We start from the raw sequence: 16,337 nt of genomic DNA, 5'->3' as shown, positions 1-16,337 counted from the left end.
GGGGTGGGCCCGTGAACAGAAAACGGGGTCCGGACGTGCGAGCCCGGACCCCACCAAGTGCCACCATCGTAGCCGCATGCGTGCATATTCACCCAATTGGGTGCATGTTCATGCGGGCCGGCTGTCGTTTCCGGCCAGGGTCGCGACCAGGACGGCCTTGATCGTGTGCATCCGGTTCTCCGCCTCGTCGAAGACGACGGAGTGCGGGGACTCGAACACCTCGTCGGTGACCTCCAGCTCCGCGAGCCCGTACCGCGCGTGGATCTCCCGGCCCACCGTGGTGCCGAGGTCGTGGAACGCCGGCAGGCAGTGGAGGAACTTCACCGCGTCGTTGCCGCTGGCCCGCAGCACGTCCATGGTCACGGCGTACGGCGCCAGCGCGGCGATCCGCTCGTCCCAGACCTCCTTGGGCTCTCCCATGGAGACCCACACGTCGGTGGCGACGAAGTCGGCGCCCCGGACGCCCTCGGTGACGTCCTCGGTGAGGGTGACGCGCGCACCGCTCACCGCGGCGAGCTCCCGGGCCCGGTCCACGACGTCCCGCGCCGGCCAGTAGGCGGCGGGGGCGACGACCCGGACGTCCATACCGAGCAGGGCCCCGGTGACGAGGTAGGAGTTGCCCATGTTGAACCGGGCGTCCCCGAGGTAGGCGAAGGCCGTCTCCTCCAGCGGCTTCGCGGTGTGCTCGGTCATCGTGAGGACGTCGGCGAGCATCTGCGTGGGGTGCCAGTCGTCGGTGAGCCCGTTGAAGACCGGCACCCCGGCGTACGCGGCCAGCTCCTCCACGGCCTGCTGGCTGTCGCCCCGGTACTCGATGCCGTCGAACATCCGCCCGAGCACACGGGCCGTGTCCTTCACCGACTCCTTGTGTCCCATCTGCGAGCCCGAGGGGTCGAGGTAGGTGGTGGAGGCGCCCTGGTCGGCGGCGGCCACCTCGAAGGCGCACCGGGTGCGGGTGGACGTCTTCTCGAAGATCAGCGCGATGTTCCTGCCGCACAGCCTGCGCACCTCGCGGCCCGCCTTCTTGGCGGCCTTGAGCTCGGCCGCCAGGGCGATCAGGCCGCGGAACTCCTCGGCCGTGAAGTCCAGCTCCTTGAGGAAGTGGCGGCCTGCGAGGTCTATGGCCATGGTGACTGCTCCTGGGTCTGACGCGGGCGCTCGTACACTGTTGCTGGAAGTGTATACGAGCACCCGCATCGCTATACAGGCTGCTGTGCGGGCCCTCATGCCCCCTGCGCGCGCCTCCCCCGCCGGAGTGGGAGCGCCGGGGACGGTGCGAGGGGTGCTCAGACGGGGTCGCGGACCACCGGGCAGCTCATGCAGCGGGGGCCGCCCCGGCCACGGCCCAGTTCGCTGCCCTGGATCTCGATGACCTCGATGCCCTCGCGGCGCAGATAGCCGTTGGTGGTGGCGTTGCGCTCGTAGGCGATGACCACCCCGGGCTCCACCGCCAGCACGTTGCAGCCGTCGTCCCACTGCTCGCGCTCGGCGGCGTGGACGTCCTGGGTGGCGGTGAGCACCCGGACGGAGTCGAGTCCGAGCGCGGCGGCCATGGCCCGGTGCATGTGCTCCGGCGGGTGGTCGGTGACCTTCAGCTCACGGGGGCCGCTGCCGGGCTCGATCGTGTAGGAGCGGAGCATGCCCAGGCCCGCGTACTGGGTGAAGGTGTCGCCGTCGATCATCGTCATGACCGTGTCGAGGTGCATGAAGGCCCGGCGCTTGGGCATGTCGAGGGCCACGATGGTGCGCGCCGACCCGGCGTCGAAGAGGCCCCGCGCGAGCATCTCCACGGCCTGCGGGGTGGTGCGTTCGCTCATCCCGATGAGGACCGCGCCCTGGCCGATGACGAGGACGTCGCCGCCCTCGATCGTCGACGGGTAGTCGTCCTGCCCCTGGGACCAGTGGTGGAAGACGCCCGCGTCGGGGCCGGTGAAGAGCGGGTGGTGCCGGTAGATCGCCTCGAAGTGCACGGTCTCGCGCTGTCTGGCGGGCCAGCGCATCGCGTTGATGGACACCCCGTCGTAGATCCAGGCCGAGGTGTCCCGGGTGAACAGGTGGTTGGGCAGCGGGTCGAGCAGGAAGTCGTCCAGATCCATGACGTGGAACCGGACCGAGGTCGGTTCCGCGTACCGCTCCAGGAACTCCCGCTTGGTCATCCCGCCGACCAGGGCCTCGGTCAGCTCGGCCGGCGGCAGTTCCTCGAACGCGGCGCGCAGGTGCTCGGTGGCGAGCGGTCCATACGCCTTCTCGTCGAAGACCCGGTCGAGGACGAGCCGCCGGGCCGCCGGGATGCCGAGCGACTCGCGGAGCAGATCGCCGAAGAGGTGCACCTCCACACCGCGGTCGCGCAGCACCCGGGCGAAGCCGTCGTGCTCCTCCTTGGCACGGCGCACCCACAGCACGTCGTCGAAGAGGAGCGCGTCCTTGTTGCTCGGGGTGAGCCGCTTCAGCTCCAGATCGGGGCGATGAAGGATGACGCGGCGGAGCCGCCCGGCCTCGGAGTCGACATGGAATCCCATACCTTCATCCTCACCACCCGGCACCCCGTTCACCCCGCGAATCGCCCGCCACTTCCGCCGGCCGCGGCCCCCGGGGCCACAGCCGGCGGTCACGGCCGGGGTCACAGCCGGGGGTCGACCGGCTCCGATTCCAGGGCGAGCACGGCGAACACCGCCTCGTGGACCCGCCACAGCGGCTCCCCCTCGGCCAGCCGGTCCAGCGCCTCCAGGCCGAGGGCGTACTCCCGCAGGGCCAGCGACCGCTTGTGGCCCAGGGACCGGGAGCGCAGCCGCTCCAGGTTCTCCGGCCGGGTGTACTCCGGGCCGTAGACGATCCGCAGGTACTCCCGGCCGCGCACCTTGACGCCCGGCTGGACGAGCCTGCCCCCGGCGTCCCGGACCAGGGCGCCGAGCGGCTTGACGACCATGCCCTCGCCGCCGCGCCCCGTCATCTCCAGCCACCAGTCGATGCCGGAGCGCACGGAGGACTCGTCCCCGGTGTCGACGACCAGCCGCCGGGTGACCTGGAGCAGCCCGGTCGGGTCGTGCTCGACCAGGCGGTCCAGCCAGGCCAGTTGCCCGTCGTGCGGTACGCCGGCCAGCGAGCGGCCCTGGACGGCGAGGACCTGGAACGGTGCGATCCGGACACCGTCGAGCCCTTCGGTGCTCCAGCAGTAACGGCGGTAGGCCTCGGTGAACGCGGCCGCGTCCGCCACCCGCTCCCGCTGCCGGACGGCCAGGGCGCCCACGTCCACGCCCCGGGCCGCCGCGGCGGCGAGGGCCGCGCCCGCCACGGGCAGGACCGCGCCGGAGGCGGCGCCCACCGCGGCGTACTGCGAGCGCAGCAGTCCGGCCGCCTTGAGGGACCAGGGCATCAGCTCGGCGTCCAGCAGCACCCAGTCCGTGTCCCACTCCTCCCAGAGCCCCGCCGCGCTTAGCGCGGCGCGGAGCCGGTCGAGGACCGCCTCGGTGAGGGCCGTGTCGTCCAGGAAGGGCCGTCCGGTGCGCGTGTACAGCGCACCGGTGGGGCCCGCCCCGCGGCCGGGGCCGTGGGAGGTGCCCCCGGTGCCGAAGCGGGCACGGGCGGCGTCCGCGTCGCGGCAGACCAGGACGACCGCGCGGGAGCCCATGTGCTTCTCCTCGCACACGACCCGGGTGACGCCGTCGGCCCGGTACCGGTCGAACGCCTCCGCCGGGTGCTCCAGGAAGCCCTCCTCACGCGAGGTGGCGGTCGGGGCCATGGTCGGCGGGAGGTAGGCCAGCAGCCTGGGGTCCACGGCGAACCGGCTCATCACCTCCAGCGCCGCCGCCGCGTTCTCCTCGCGCACCGCGACCCGGCCCATGTGGCGGGTCTCCACGACGCGGCGGCCCCGCACGTCCGCGAGGTCCAGCGGACGGCCGTCCCGGCCCCCGGGCGCCTCGCTGGTCAGCGGCTTCACCGGCTCGTACCAGACGCGCTCGGCCGGTATGCCGACGATCTCCCGCTCCGGCCAGCGCAGCGCGGTCATCGTGCCGCCGAAGACCGCCCCGGTGTCCAGGCAGAGCGTGTTGTTGAGCCAGGAGGCGGTGGGCGTCGGGGTGTGCCCGTAGACCACGGCGGCGCGGCCCCGGTACTCCTCGGCCCACGGGTAGCGCACGGGCAGGCCGAACTCGTCGGTCTCGCCCGTCGTGTCCCCGTACAGCGCGTGCGCACGCACCCGGCCGGAGGTCCGGCCGTGGTACTTCTCGGGCAGCCCCGCGTGGCAGACGACCAGCTTGCCGCCGTCCAGGACGTAATGGCTGACCAGTCCGTCGATGAACTCCGCGACGCGCGCGCGGAACTCGGGGTCCACGGCGTCCTCCCGCTCCAGCTGCTCGACGGTCTCGGCCAGTCCGTGGGTGTGCCGGACCGTGCGCCCCTTGAGGTAACGGCCGAGCTTGTTCTCGTGGTTGCCGGGGACGCAGAGGGCGTTGCCCGAGGCGACCATGGACATCACACGGCGCAGCACACCGGGGCTGTCGGGCCCCCGGTCGACCAGGTCGCCGACGAACACGGCGGTACGCCCCTCGGGGTGCGCGCCGTCCACGTATCCCAGGGTGCCGAGCAGGGTGTCCAGTTCGGAGCGGCAGCCGTGGACGTCACCGATGATGTCGAAGGGGCCGGTGAGGTGGCGGAGGTCGTTGTAGCGGCGCTCCAGGACGACTTCCGCGCTGGACACCTCGTCCTCGCCGCGCAGGATGTGCACCTTGCGGAAGCCCTCGCGCTCCAGGCCGCGCAGCGAACGGCGCAGTTCGCCGCGGTGCCGCCGGACGACATGGCGGGGCATGCCCGCCCGGTCGGGACGCTCGGCGTTTCGGGCGAGGCAGACCTCCTCCGGGAGGTCGAGCACGATGGCGATGGGCAGGACGTCGTGTTCCCGGGCCAGCCGTACGAGCCGCTTGCGGCTCTCGGACTGGACGTTGGTGGCGTCGATGACGGTCAGCCGCCCGGCGGCCAGCCGTTTGCCCGCGATGTGGTGCAGGACGTCGAAGGCGTCAGCGCTGGCGCTCTGGTCGTTCTCGTCGTCGGCGACCAGGCCGCGGCAGAAGTCGGAGGAGAGGATCTCGGTGGGCTTGAAGTGGGCGCGGGCGAAGGTGGACTTGCCCGAGCCGGTGGCGCCGATGAGCACGACGAGGGAGAGGTCGGTCACCGGCAGCCTGCGGGGCGTGCCGGCTGTGCGGGCGGTGCCGTTCGCGTCGGTGGTGCCGTTCACGTCGGCGGCGCCGGCGGCGCGGGTGGGGCCGTTCACGTCGGTGGTGCGGTTCACGCGGCCTTCGCCTCCTTCGTCTTCCCGGTGGTCCGGTCGTCGGTCGCGCCGGGTGTCCTCCCGGCGGTCGTACCGGCCGCGTCCCGGGTGAACACGGCCATCTGCGTGGGCGGGCCCACCTCGGGGTCGTCCGGGCCGACCGGCACGAACTCCACCTCGTACCCGTGGCGTCCGGCCACCGCGCGCGCCCACTGCCCGAACTCCGCGCGGGTCCACTCGAAGCGGTGGTCCCCGTGGCGTACGTGCCCGGCCGGGAGCGTCTCCCAGCGGACGTTGTACTCGACGTTCGGGGTGGTCACCAGGACGGTCCCGGGCCTGGCCGCGCCGAAGACCGCGTACTCCAGGGCGGGCAGCCGCTCCAGGTCCAGGTGCTCGATCACCTCGCTGAGCACCGCCGCGTCGTACCCCGCGAGCCGCTTGTCGGTGTAGGTCAGCGAGCCCTGCCACAGGGCCAGGCGCCTGGACTGCCGCTCCCCCATCCGGTCCAGCTTGAGCCGGCGCGCGGCCACGGTCAGGGCGCGCATCGACACGTCGAGGCCGACGATCTCCGTGAACCGCGGGTCCTTGAGGAGCGCCTGCACCAACTGGCCCTGTCCGCACCCGAGGTCCAGCACCCGGTTCGCCCCGGCGGTACGCAGGGCCGTCAGGATCGCCTCGCGGCGCCGCTCGGCCAGCGGTACCGGCCTCTCCTCGGTGTCGGTGGTCTCGTCCACCGCGTTGTCGACGCTCTCCACCTCCAGGTCGTCCGACTCGGCCAGCCGGACCAGCTCCAGGCGCTCCATGGCCTGCCGGGTCAGTCCCCAGCGCCGGGAGAGGTACCGGCTGGTGATCAGCTTCTGCTCGGGGTGCTCGGCCAGCCAGCCCTCTCCGGCCCGCAGCAGCTTGTCCACCTCGTCGGGCGCGACCCAGTAGTGCTTGGCGTCGTCGAGCACCGGCAGGAGCACGTACAGCTGGCGCAGGGCGTGCGCGAGCCTCATCTCCCCTTCCAGCACCAGCCGTACGTACCGTGAGTCGCCCCACTGGGGGAACCGCTCGTCCAAGGGCACGGCCACGGCCTCGACATGGGTCCAGCCGAGCGGCCCGAAGAGTTTCCGCACCAGCTCGGTGCCTCCCCGGGCCGGGAGGGCGGGTACCTCGATCCGCAGGGGCAACGCCTCCCCGGCCCGGTCCGGCATCGCCCGGCAGACCCCGTTCAGCGCGGAGGCGAAGACCGCGGCCATCGCGACGGAGAGCAGCGAGGACGCGGCGTACGGCCGGTCGTTGACGTACTGCGCGAGCGCGGCGTCCGGGGCACCACCCCGGCCCTTGCCCTTCCCCCGCCGCACCAGCGCCACGGGATCCACCTCGAGGAGCAGGGCCGCCGTGCAGCGCCGCTCGGACGCCTCCGGGTAGAAGACATGGGCGGTGCCGTGTGAGGTGGAGAACGCCTGCGCCTTGCCGGGATGCTTGTGCAGCAGGAATCCGAGGTCGGTGGCGGGGCGTTCAGGGCTGCCGGTCGTGCTGATTGTCAGGAACACCCGTCCGAGTATGGCTTCGGCTCCCTCCCCCTACCAGGCATTTTCCTCACCCGACACGGCCAGTGCGGCGGCCAGTTCCCTGATGTCCGACGGGCCGACCCGGCAGCAGCCCCCGACCAGCCGGGCGCCGGCCCGCCGCCAGGCCCCCGCCCTCCGCGGGTCGAAGGTGCCGTGCCCCGTCCACCCTCTGGCCGACGCGTCCCACGCCTCCCCGCTGTTGGGGTAGACGACGACGGGCTTCCCGGTCACGGCGGCGGCCACCTCCACCGCGTGGTCCGCGTCCGCCGGATCACAGCAGTTGACCCCCACCGCCACCACCTGGTCCTCGCCGGTGACCAGACCGAAGGCCTCCTCCAGCGGCTGCCCGGCCCGGGTGCGCTCCCCCGCCACGGTGTACGAGAGCCAGACCGGCACCCCGCACCCCCGCACGGCCCGCAGCAGCGCCTCGGCCTCGTCGGTGTCCGGCACCGTCTCCAGGGCCAGCACGTCCGGGGCCGCCTCGGCCAGCGCCTCCACCCTGGGGCGGTGGAAGCGCTCCAGCTCCCGCACGGTCCGTCCGTAGCGGCCGCGGTACTCGCTGCCGTCCGCGAGCATCGCCCCGTACGGACCGACCGAGGCGGCGACCCATACGTCGTGGTCGGTCCCCGAGGCGGCCCGGCGGGCCAGCGCCACACTGTCGGCCATCAGCTCCGCCGCACGCTCCCGCCCGATGCCCCGACGCCCGAACCCCTCGAACGTCGCCTGGTAGGAGGCGGTGATGAGCACCCGCGCGCCGGCCCGGACGTACGCCGCGTGGGCCGCTTCGATCTGCTGGGGCGCGTCCGCCAGCAGACGGGCCGACCACAGCGCGTCGGAGAGATCGCAGCCCTGCGCCCGCAGTTGGCCGGAGAGCCCGCCGTCCAGCGGCACGGTCTCCTTCGCGAGTACGTCGCCGAGTGCGCGGCCGGGCGGGCCGGACGGCCTCCGGGCCGCGTCCGTCATGGTGATCGTTCGTTCCTTTCCTCGGTCTGTCCGGGGCCCCGCTGCGGCCGGGCCCGGCCGCAGCACTAGCCGCACCACGCGTCGCCTCACCGGCCGCGCCACGATCCGCGTGCCGCGGCCCCACTCCCGCCCACGCCCGGCCGCCCCTGGTCCTCACCGGGGCGGCCGGCCCGGGGTTCAGCCCAGCTGGGACTGGACCTGAGAGGAGATCAGCTCCAGGTGGTCCAGGTCGTCCAGGTCCAGGACCTGGAGGTAGATCCGGGACGCCCCGATGGCCGCGTACCGGCCGATCTTGTCGACCACCTCGGCGGGCGAGCCGGCCAGTCCGTTGGCCCGGAGGTCCTCGGCCTCCCGGCCGATGGCGGAGGCCCGGCGTGCCACCTCCGCGTCGTCCTTACCGACGCAGACCACCAGGGCGTTGGAGTACACCAGGTCGTCCGGGGCGCGGCCGGCCGCCCTGGCCGCGTCCTTGACCCGGCCGAACTGCTTCTCGCTGTCCTCGATGGACGCGAAGGGGATGTTGAACTCGTCCGCGTACTGGGCGGCGAGCCGCGGGGTGCGGACCGCTCCGTGCCCGCCGACCAGGATCGGCACCTTGGCCTGGGCCGGCTTGGGCAGCGCGGGCGAGTCGGTGAGCTGGTAGTACGTGCCGTCATAGCTGAAGGTCTTGCCGGTCTCGGTCCCCCACAGGCCGGTGACGATCGCCAACTGCTCCTCCAGCCGGCCGAACTTCTCCTTCGGGAACGGAATGCCGTACGCCTTGTGCTCCTCCTCGAACCAGCCCGCCCCCAGGCCCAGCTCGACCCGGCCGGCGGACATCTGGTCGACCTGGGCCACCTGGATGGCGAGGACACCGGGGAGCCGGAACGTACCCGCCGTCATCAGGGTCCCGAGACGGATGCGCTTGGTCTCACGGGCCAGCCCCGCCAGGGTGATCCACGCGTCGGTGGGTCCGGGCAGCCCGTCCCCGGAGCCCATGCGCAGATAGTGGTCGGACCGGTAGAAGGCGTCGAAGCCGAGGTCCTCGGTGGCCTTGGCGACGCTGAGCAGGGTGTCGTAGCTCGCCCCCTGCTGGGGCTCGGTGAAAATTCGAAGATCCATGCCTCCATCCTGCACCTTCGGGCCCGGGGCACGCCCTACCCCGTGCCGCGCCTCAGGGCTGTCCCCGTGGCGGGGCGAGGGCCGGCCGCCGTGGGGAGCGGACGTCGCGGGGACCGCCGGACGGCCCGGCGGCTCCCGGCCGTCCGGCTCAGGAGGGGCGGGCCACGGATTCCGCCGCGCCCCGGACCACCGCGCGCGGGCCGTCCCGCTCATGGCCCGGCACCCGCTCCCCTTCGGGGCGGGGCTCCCCCGTGCGGTGCTCCCCGCTCCGTTCCCCGCCGTGCTCCCCGTCGGGCCCGCGCTCGTGGGCGTACTCCGGGGGCGTCTCGGCGAGCCGTCTCAGCATGCCGTGCACCCGGTCCAGCGACTCGTCGACCGCGTCTATCGCCTCGATGCACTGCCAGTAGAGCCCGTCCTCCGTGTCACAGGCGACACCGACCAGCGCGATCCCCACCTCCCCGAGGAGATCGCCGAGATCCGTCAGTGCCCGGTGGGCGTCGGTGACTTCGGTGAGCAGCGACGCCCTCACCGCGCCCACCGGCACCGCCGGGCCGTCGAGTGCCACCACGGTGCCCAGCCCGCCGATCTCGCTGAGCTGGCGCGCCTCCGTCCGCAACTCCGCCGGTCCGCACCCTGCCAGCCGTCCGCCGACCGCCCTGGCGAGAGCCTGGGCCTGCCAGGCCTCCGCCATGACGGCGGGTGCTCCCCCGGTGACCGCCAGGGCCCGCCTGCCCGCCTCGATCAGCCGCACCGCGTCCATCGGTCTCCCCCGTCGTCTTCACCGCTGTCTCCGCCGTCCGCGCGTTCCGCTCTCTACTTCCATTACCCACAGTGAGTTGACCGCCACCGGAAATCCAGAGGAAATCGGTAATCTGTGGACAGGAAGTCGATGGTGGATAAGTGGATCACTCCGAAGAGTGACGGAGGCGGGAGTCTGTGCGGTCCGGGACCGGGAAACGCGTCTCGTTCCGCTCGATCTTGGCCGCCAGCGCGGTCAGCGGATCGATGCCGAGCACCTCGCAGAACTGCAGCAGATACGCCAGGACGTCCGCGACCTCGTCCTCCACCCGATGCGCCGTGGCGGCGTCCTCCATCACCCGCGAGGACTGCTCGGGCGTCAGCCACTGGAAGATCTCCAGCAGTTCGGAGGCCTCCACGCTCAGCGCGGCCACCAGGTTCTTGGGGGTGTGGTACCGGCCCCAGTCACGGGCCGACGCGAAGTCGGCCAGCCGGAGCCGCAGTTCCGCCAGCCCGGGCCCCGGCGCGCCCCCGACGTCCGGATCCCCGGCAGTCCCGTCCCGCCCTGCCACGTCCCGCCGCCCGGCCACGTCCCGCCGCCCGGCCACGTCCTGCCCCGCCATGTCCCGCCCCGTCCTGTCGCGTTCCCTCACGGGGTCAGGTCTACCACCGCGACACCCGGGGTCGCGCGGGCCACCGCCGCCGTGGCCTCCGTGACCGTACCCAGCAGGCGCATGTGTCCTCCGGCACAGATGGAGGCCGCCAGCGCCAGCAACTCCCGTGCCTGCCGGGCGTCCAGACTCCGGTCGAACCCGTCGGCCAGGACCGTCAGCGCCTGCATCGCCTCGGGGACCTCCGCCGCCGGTTCCACCACCAGGACGTGCGGACCCGTCAGCAGGACCAGGGCGAGGGCCAGATACCGCAGCTCCCCGTCTCCGAGGCGGCCCAGGGGTGTACCGCGCCCGGGTCCGCGTTCGGCGCGGGCCCGCACCGTGCCGTCCGCCAGGCACTCGACCCCCAGCCCCGTCACCGGGCCCGCGCACCCCGCGTCGGCGGTGGCCACCAGCCGGGCGTGCCGTTGCGCACACTGGCCCTGGGTGCGGTGGAGCACGTCGGCCAGGTTGGCGCAGGAGGAGGTCAGCCGCCCCTCACCCAGCGGCACCGCGCCCCGCATCCCGTGCGGTCGCGGGTCGCAGGCGAAGGCCGACCGCAGCGCCACCACCGCCTGCTCTGCGGCGGCCAGCACCCGCAGTTCGCCCTCCGTCGTCCCCGCCACCCGCAGGGGCAGCAGCGCGGTGGCGAGCCGGTCGTCGGGGAACGGCGCCCGGGTGACGGACACCGCCCCCGCCGTGTGCCAGGCGGCCTGTACCGAGGACCGGCGCGGATCCCGCAGCGCCGTGTTCAGCAGCGTCCCGCCGCGCTCCGAGAGCCGCTCACCGACGATGCGCAGGACGGGCTGCGCCTGCACGGCCAGTTCGAGCGTCACCGGGCCGGCCGGGCCGTCCACGGTGCAGCCGAGCCGGAAGCCGCGCCTCCCCTGTGCGTCGGCGCCGGACCGTTCGGGCACCCAGGCACCGGGGTCCGGGAACACCTCCTCCAGCGGATCACCGGCGGCGAGCCGGGCCAGCGCCTCGTACCCGCACAGGGCGGTCGACTTCCCGCTGCCGCTCGCCCCGGTCAGCAGGGTGAACGGGCCGAGCGGGATGACGGCACGCCGGTGCGACGCGAAGGAGTCGAGCCGCAGCTCGCTGACGACGGGACGCGCCGCGCCCCCGGACGCGGGCCGTGGCGGTACGGAGACCGCCGGCGTGGACGACGGCGGCGGCACGGACGCCCTCGGCGGGAGCGGTGGCGTCGTGCGGGGGTCCGACGGCGGCGACGGGGTGGAACTCCCCGCAGGGATCACAGTCATGAGCGGACCGTACGCACGCCGGTGGGCGGCGAACCGTTCCCTCCGCCGGACCTTCCTACGATTGGGGTACGCCCGCCGCGGTGACCCCCTCGACCTCCATGCCGACCGGCGCCAGCAGGAAGACGTTGCGGTCCACGCGGTGCATGCCGCTGCCGAGCCCGAAGACCACGCCACTGCTGAAGTCCAGGATGCGCTTGGCCACATCGCCCTCCGCTCCGGTCAGGTCGAGCAGGACCGGGATCTGCGCCACCAGGTACTCGGCCACCTCGCGGGCGTCCGCGAAGACCTGCACCCTCAGCACGACCAGCCGCCGCTGCTCGGCCTCCTCCCGCTGTTCCGGGACCGTGCGGTGGTCCACCCTGGACGGCCACTCGTTCCGGCCCCGCAGCGGTACGACCTGGGCGAGGCCCTCCCACTGCTCGTCGGTGGCGTCGTACCTGTCGTACCTGCTCACAGAACCACCCCGTCCGTATGCCGGTTGGCTGTGCGCCGGCTGCGCTCGCTGTTCATCGGGCAATTCTCTCGTCCCTCACCCGTTCGGCGTACCACCGACACGGGCCGGAACGGGATCGGCGCCTTTCTGTCCGGTGCCGGTGGCCGTCCCGGCGAGGGTGTCGAGCGGTGTGAACCGTACCGGCAGATGCGCCGGCGCGCGGTGGAAGGGGCCCGGCCGCCAGAGCAGTTCCGAGGGGTCGACGGCCAGTTCGAGGTCGCACAGCTGGCTGGTGATCTGCTCGATGGCGGTCGTCGCCATCAGCAGGGCGGGCTGCTTGGCCGGACACCGGTGGGGCCCGGCCGACCAGGCCAGGTGCGCCCCGTCGCCCGACCGCACCGCCGGGTCCGAAACCGTGGGCGGGGACTGGGTGTTGGCGGCGGCGAAGGAGACCAGGACCAGTTGCCCGGCACGCAGCGGGACCCCGTGGAACTCGGTGTCGTGCCGCGGGTAGTGGGCGCCCATGTTGGCCAGGGGAGGATCCCGCCACAGCACCTCGTCGATCGCCTCACGTGCCGTCATGGCGCCGCCGTGCAGCGAGCCCCCGTAGCCGGTGTCGCTGAGCATCCGCAGCAGCGCGTTGCCGATCAGGTTGGTCGTCGGGTTGTGGCCCGCGCTCATGATGAGCGTGATCTGGCGCACGACCTCGTCGTCGTCCAGACCGGCCGGGTGGGCGAGCAGATAGGTGGTGAGGTCCTTGCCGGGCCTGACCCTGCGCTCCGCCACGAGGTCGGTGACGACCGCGACGAAGTCGGCATAGGCCGCGGCCGCGTTCTCGGCGGAGTCCATCATGCCCGCGATGCCCTCCAGCAGCCGTTCGCGGTCCTCGTGGGCCACGCCGAAGCAGGTCGTGAAGACGTGCAGCGGGAGCAGGGTGGCGTACTGGGCGATCAGGTCACCGGTGCCGGTGGCCGAGAACGCGCCGATCAGCCGCCGGGCGGCCCGGCCGACGTCGGCTCTCAGCAGGTGGGGTTCGAGCAGAGCGAGGATGTCGGTGACGGACTCGCGGTAGCGGGCGTGCACCTCCCCGTCGGAGAAGAGGGCGGTCGGCCGGTGGCCGAGCACGGGCAGGACCGGCGAGTCGGCCGGTATGCCCGCCTGCCAGACGCGCGGGTCCTTGGAGAAGGTGTCGGTGTCGCGCAGCAGATCGACGGCCGCCTGGTAGTCGGTGACCAGGAGGGCGTCGACGCCGGGGGCGATACGGACCCGCCCCAGCGGGCCCTGGGCGCGGAGCCGGCGGTAGTGGCCGTGCGGGTCGGCGGCGAAGTCGGGGCCGTAGAGCGCCAGCGGCTCGTACGGGGAGGACGAGGGGTCGGGGAAGGGGGTGCGGGCCGGGGTCATGAGGGTTCCTGGGACGCGGGGAGGCGGGTCAGCGCGTGCTCGGCGAGCGCGATCAGGGCGTCGATGCTGCCGCGCCGCTCTCGGGCGTCGCACTGCACCAGCGGGGTGCCGGGGTCGAGGTCGAGGTGCTTGCGCAGGACCTCGTCCGGATGGGCGGGCGCGTCCGGGAACCGGTTGACGGCGACGGCGTACGGCAGGCCCTGCTCCTCCACCAGGTCCATGACGGCGAAGGAGTCCTCCAGGCGGCGGGTGTCGACCATGACCAGCGCGCCGAGTGCGCCCCGGGCGATGTCCTCCCACAGGGGGAGGAAACGCTCCTGCCCGGGGGTACCGAACATGTAGAGGACCAGGTCGTCCTGGACGGTGAGCCGGCCGAAGTCGACGGCGACCGTCGTCGTGGTCTTCTCCGGCAGCCCGGCGGTGTCGTCGAGTCCCGCGCCGGCCTGCGTCATCGCCTCCTCGGTGTGCAGGGTCTCGATCTCCGAGAGGGTACGGATCAGGGTCGTCTTGCCCACGCCGAAGGGACCCGTGACGACGAGCTTCATCAGGGTCTCGGCGGCACTCGGCAGGTAGCCGACGCCGCCCCGGTCAGTGGAGGGAACGGAGTCCAACGAGCAGCCTCTCGACGAGCGACCGGTCGATCTCACCGGCACGGGGTATCGGTGGCCGGGCGCGCAGGTGTCCGGAGGCCACGAGATCCGTGGCCAGGAACACGGTGGCGCCCGCCGGCAGGTCCAGATGGGCGGCGCACTCGACGACCGTGAGGGCTCCCGGGGCCAGGAGTTCGCACAGTCGGCGCTGTTCCGCACCGGTGCCCGGCGGCAGGTCCGTGTCCGTACGGATGAGCACGGCGAGCCGGTCGAGCGCGGGACCGGAGGGCGCTGAGCGGCCCCCGGTGACCAGGTAGGCGGGTATCAGACGGCGTCCTGGGCCGGGGTTCATGGCCGGGTGGCGGCGTCCGGACGGCGGGTGGGTGCGTGCATCGCCCGGGTGAGCGCGGTGACCTGCACCTGCATCTGGTAGGCGATGTTGCCCAGGTGGGCGTCGGGGGCGGCGAACAGGGCCAGGGTGGTGTTCCGGCCGGCGGGTACGACGACGGCGAAACCGAGGTCGGACTCCACGACCGTCTGGGCCAGGCGCGGAGCCTCCACGTCGGTGAAGGCGGTGGTGAAGGCGCGGGCGGCCGCGTGCAGCGTGGCGGTCATCGCGGCGACCCGCTCGGCGGAGGCGCGCTCCAGACCCGGCGACGCGCCTTCGACGAGCCCGTCGCCGGTGGCGACCACCGCGTGCTGGACACCCGGGAGTTCCAGCAGCGGTATCAGGACCCAGGCGAGATCACCGGTGGTAGGGGTGGCGCTCACGTCTCGTCGTCTCCTTGGTCGTCCGTTGAGGATGCTGGGGGCGTGGTCGCGCTTCTGCCGTCGAGGGTGCCCTGCTGGAGGGCGGTCCAGGAGGCACCGGCCCGTTCGGGCGTACGGAGGACCGCCTCCTCGGCCTCCTCCTCCGTCCGGGCGGGCCCGGCGGCCTCGGGGGGCGCCGTCAGGCGGGCCCTGCGGCGGCGGCTGGGCAGCGCGGGGGCGGCGGCCGGGCCGGCGGAGGAGCCGGTGGTGGCTGTCGGGGCGGTGACGGCCGGGGCGGTGACGGCCGGAGCGGCGGTTCCGCCCGGTCCGGCGGTCCCGCCCGTGCCACCGGCCTCGTCCGCACCAGTGGCCCCGCCCGCACGCCTCACGTCCGAGCCCCTGTCTCCGTCGCCTTCGCCGTCGCCGCCCTCAGGCGTGTGCCCGTCGTCGCTCCGGACCGCGCCGCCGCCTCGGGCCTCGCCGCCCACCGTGCCCCCGTCCCGGCCGGGCGGGCGGGCGTGCACCGGGGACGGGGCGAGCACGGACAGGGTGCGGTCGTCGTCCATCACGGTCAGCAGATGGGCCGGGACCCGCAGCATCGCCCGCATGCCCCCGTACGGCGACGGTTCGATGTGGCACGTGAAGCCGTAGCGCGCCACCAGCCGTCCCACCACGGCGAAGCCGGTCTGCGGCGGGTCGCCCAGCTCGGTCAGCAGCACCTCGGAGGGGCCCGACAGCAGGGCTCGGGCCCGCTTCAGCGCGTCGTCGTCCATGCCGATCCCGGCGTCGTCGACCAGCACCAGCGCACCGCGGCCCGCGGTCTGCTGGACCGTCACCGGCACCTCGGTGTCCGGATGCGAGTACGCCGTGGCGTTGGCCATCAGCTCGGCGAGCGCGATCGCCAGGGGTTCGGCCGCGCGGGCGACCAGGGCCAGCCGCTCCTGGCGCAGGTGGTTGGCGACCCTGATCCGCTCGTACCCGCCGACGCGGGACTGGGCGCCCAGCACGATCTCGACGAGGGGGGAGTTCTGCCGGGCGAGCCCCGGCCAGGCGTCGCAGAGCACCGCGGTGGCCTGGGTGCGGCGCAGCGCCAGTTCGTTACGGAAGTCGAGCTGGAGGATGCGCGGGTCGTCGTACTCGTGCTGGAGTTCGTGCAGCAGGTGCTGGGACTGGTTGAGGAGTGACTGGATCTGGGCCGAGGTGCCGCGCATGGCCGATCTGGCCGCGGCGTCGACCCGGCCGCGTTCTTCGAGGATCGCCGTGCGGGCGGCCTGGACGGCGTCGCTCAGCAGGCGCGCGGCGTCGCCCTCGATGTCGCCCGCCTCCCGCAGCCCGGGGACGGGCGCGGACGGGTGGGACAGGGCGGTGGCCGCGGCGGGGATCCGCTTCCGGGCGAGCTGGCGTATCTCCTCGGTCAGGGCGAGGGTGCGGGCCTCGGCCGCCCGCGCCTGGCGGTCGGCGAGTTCGGCGCGCGCCGAGGCCGCGTAGGCGTCCCGTCCGGCCTGGTAGGCCCGTACGCCGTACCAGACGGACACGGCGACGGCGACGAGAGTCACGATCCAGGGGAACACGGCGTCACCGCGTCTTCGTCGTCGGGCGGGGTGCGCGCGCCCCGAGGGTGCCGGGGGTC

15 protein-coding genes are annotated in these 16,337 nt (G+C 73.5%); all 15 read right to left on the bottom strand.

What is annotated here, in order from left to right:
- Nucleotides 1-108: 108 nt before the first annotated feature.
- Nucleotides 109-1,128 (bottom strand): ornithine carbamoyltransferase, encoded by a 1,020-nt coding sequence (gene argF, locus B9S64_RS26090; RefSeq protein WP_103490176.1) that lies wholly within the window; start codon nt 1,126-1,128, stop codon nt 109-111.
- Between the two features lie 158 nt (nt 1,129-1,286).
- A complete protein-coding gene (locus B9S64_RS26085) occupies nt 1,287-2,519 on the bottom strand; it encodes an arginine deiminase (protein ID WP_103490177.1) in 1,233 nt (410 codons plus the stop codon).
- Between the two features lie 101 nt (nt 2,520-2,620).
- A complete protein-coding gene (locus B9S64_RS26080) occupies nt 2,621-5,230 on the bottom strand; it encodes a polynucleotide kinase-phosphatase (protein ID WP_109492238.1) in 2,610 nt (869 codons plus the stop codon).
- Nucleotides 5,231-5,280: 50 nt separating this feature from the next.
- Nucleotides 5,281-6,801, bottom strand: a complete 1,521-nt coding sequence (locus B9S64_RS26075; protein WP_103492971.1) for a 3' terminal RNA ribose 2'-O-methyltransferase Hen1 — start codon at nt 6,799-6,801, stop codon at nt 5,281-5,283.
- Between the two features lie 30 nt (nt 6,802-6,831).
- Nucleotides 6,832-7,782 (bottom strand): homocysteine S-methyltransferase, encoded by a 951-nt coding sequence (mmuM, locus tag B9S64_RS26070; protein ID WP_103492972.1) that lies wholly within the window; start codon nt 7,780-7,782, stop codon nt 6,832-6,834.
- Nucleotides 7,783-7,959: 177 nt separating this feature from the next.
- Complete coding sequence (locus tag B9S64_RS26065) at nt 7,960-8,883, bottom strand: LLM class F420-dependent oxidoreductase (RefSeq protein WP_103492973.1); 924 nt, start codon at nt 8,881-8,883, stop codon at nt 7,960-7,962.
- Nucleotides 8,884-9,031: 148 nt separating this feature from the next.
- A complete protein-coding gene (locus B9S64_RS26060; protein ID WP_103492974.1) occupies nt 9,032-9,643 on the bottom strand; it encodes a DUF6099 family protein in 612 nt (203 codons plus the stop codon).
- 145 nt (nt 9,644-9,788) lie between these two features.
- Nucleotides 9,789-10,133, bottom strand: a complete 345-nt coding sequence (locus B9S64_RS26055; RefSeq protein WP_103492979.1) for a nucleotide pyrophosphohydrolase — start codon at nt 10,131-10,133, stop codon at nt 9,789-9,791.
- 137 nt (nt 10,134-10,270) lie between these two features.
- Nucleotides 10,271-11,533 carry an AAA family ATPase gene (locus B9S64_RS26050; RefSeq protein ID WP_103492975.1) on the bottom strand — a complete coding sequence of 421 codons (1,263 nt, stop codon included), beginning with the start codon at nt 11,531-11,533 and terminating at the stop codon, nt 10,271-10,273.
- A gap of 55 nt (nt 11,534-11,588) precedes the next feature.
- Nucleotides 11,589-11,987: a cell division protein SepF gene (locus B9S64_RS26045; protein ID WP_028441000.1), complete on the bottom strand. Its 399-nt coding sequence runs from the start codon at nt 11,985-11,987 to the stop codon at nt 11,589-11,591.
- Nucleotides 11,988-12,062: 75 nt separating this feature from the next.
- Nucleotides 12,063-13,367: a cytochrome P450 gene (locus B9S64_RS26040; RefSeq protein WP_228870348.1), complete on the bottom strand. Its 1,305-nt coding sequence runs from the start codon at nt 13,365-13,367 to the stop codon at nt 12,063-12,065.
- On the bottom strand, nt 13,364-13,978 hold the full coding sequence (locus tag B9S64_RS26035) for an ATP/GTP-binding protein (RefSeq protein ID WP_103492976.1): 615 nt from the start codon (nt 13,976-13,978) through the stop codon (nt 13,364-13,366). Before B9S64_RS26035 ends, B9S64_RS26040 begins: the two co-directional genes overlap by 4 nt.
- Nucleotides 13,956-14,309 carry a DUF742 domain-containing protein gene (locus tag B9S64_RS26030; RefSeq protein ID WP_103492977.1) on the bottom strand — a complete coding sequence of 118 codons (354 nt, stop codon included), beginning with the start codon at nt 14,307-14,309 and terminating at the stop codon, nt 13,956-13,958. The genes B9S64_RS26035 and B9S64_RS26030 overlap by 23 nt, the downstream gene beginning before the upstream one ends.
- Complete coding sequence (locus tag B9S64_RS26025; protein ID WP_028441004.1) at nt 14,306-14,728, bottom strand: roadblock/LC7 domain-containing protein; 423 nt, start codon at nt 14,726-14,728, stop codon at nt 14,306-14,308. The genes B9S64_RS26030 and B9S64_RS26025 overlap by 4 nt, the downstream gene beginning before the upstream one ends.
- Complete coding sequence (locus tag B9S64_RS26020) at nt 14,725-16,278, bottom strand: ATP-binding protein (RefSeq protein ID WP_109492127.1); 1,554 nt, start codon at nt 16,276-16,278, stop codon at nt 14,725-14,727. The genes B9S64_RS26025 and B9S64_RS26020 overlap by 4 nt, the downstream gene beginning before the upstream one ends.
- Nucleotides 16,279-16,337 lie beyond the last annotated feature (59 nt).

It is taken from the genome of Streptomyces sp. SM18 (assembly GCF_002910775.2).
Lineage (GTDB): Bacteria > Actinomycetota > Actinomycetes > Streptomycetales > Streptomycetaceae > Streptomyces > Streptomyces halstedii.
Note: the sequence above shows the minus strand (reverse complement) of the source record. Positions and strands in the feature narration are given on the sequence as shown.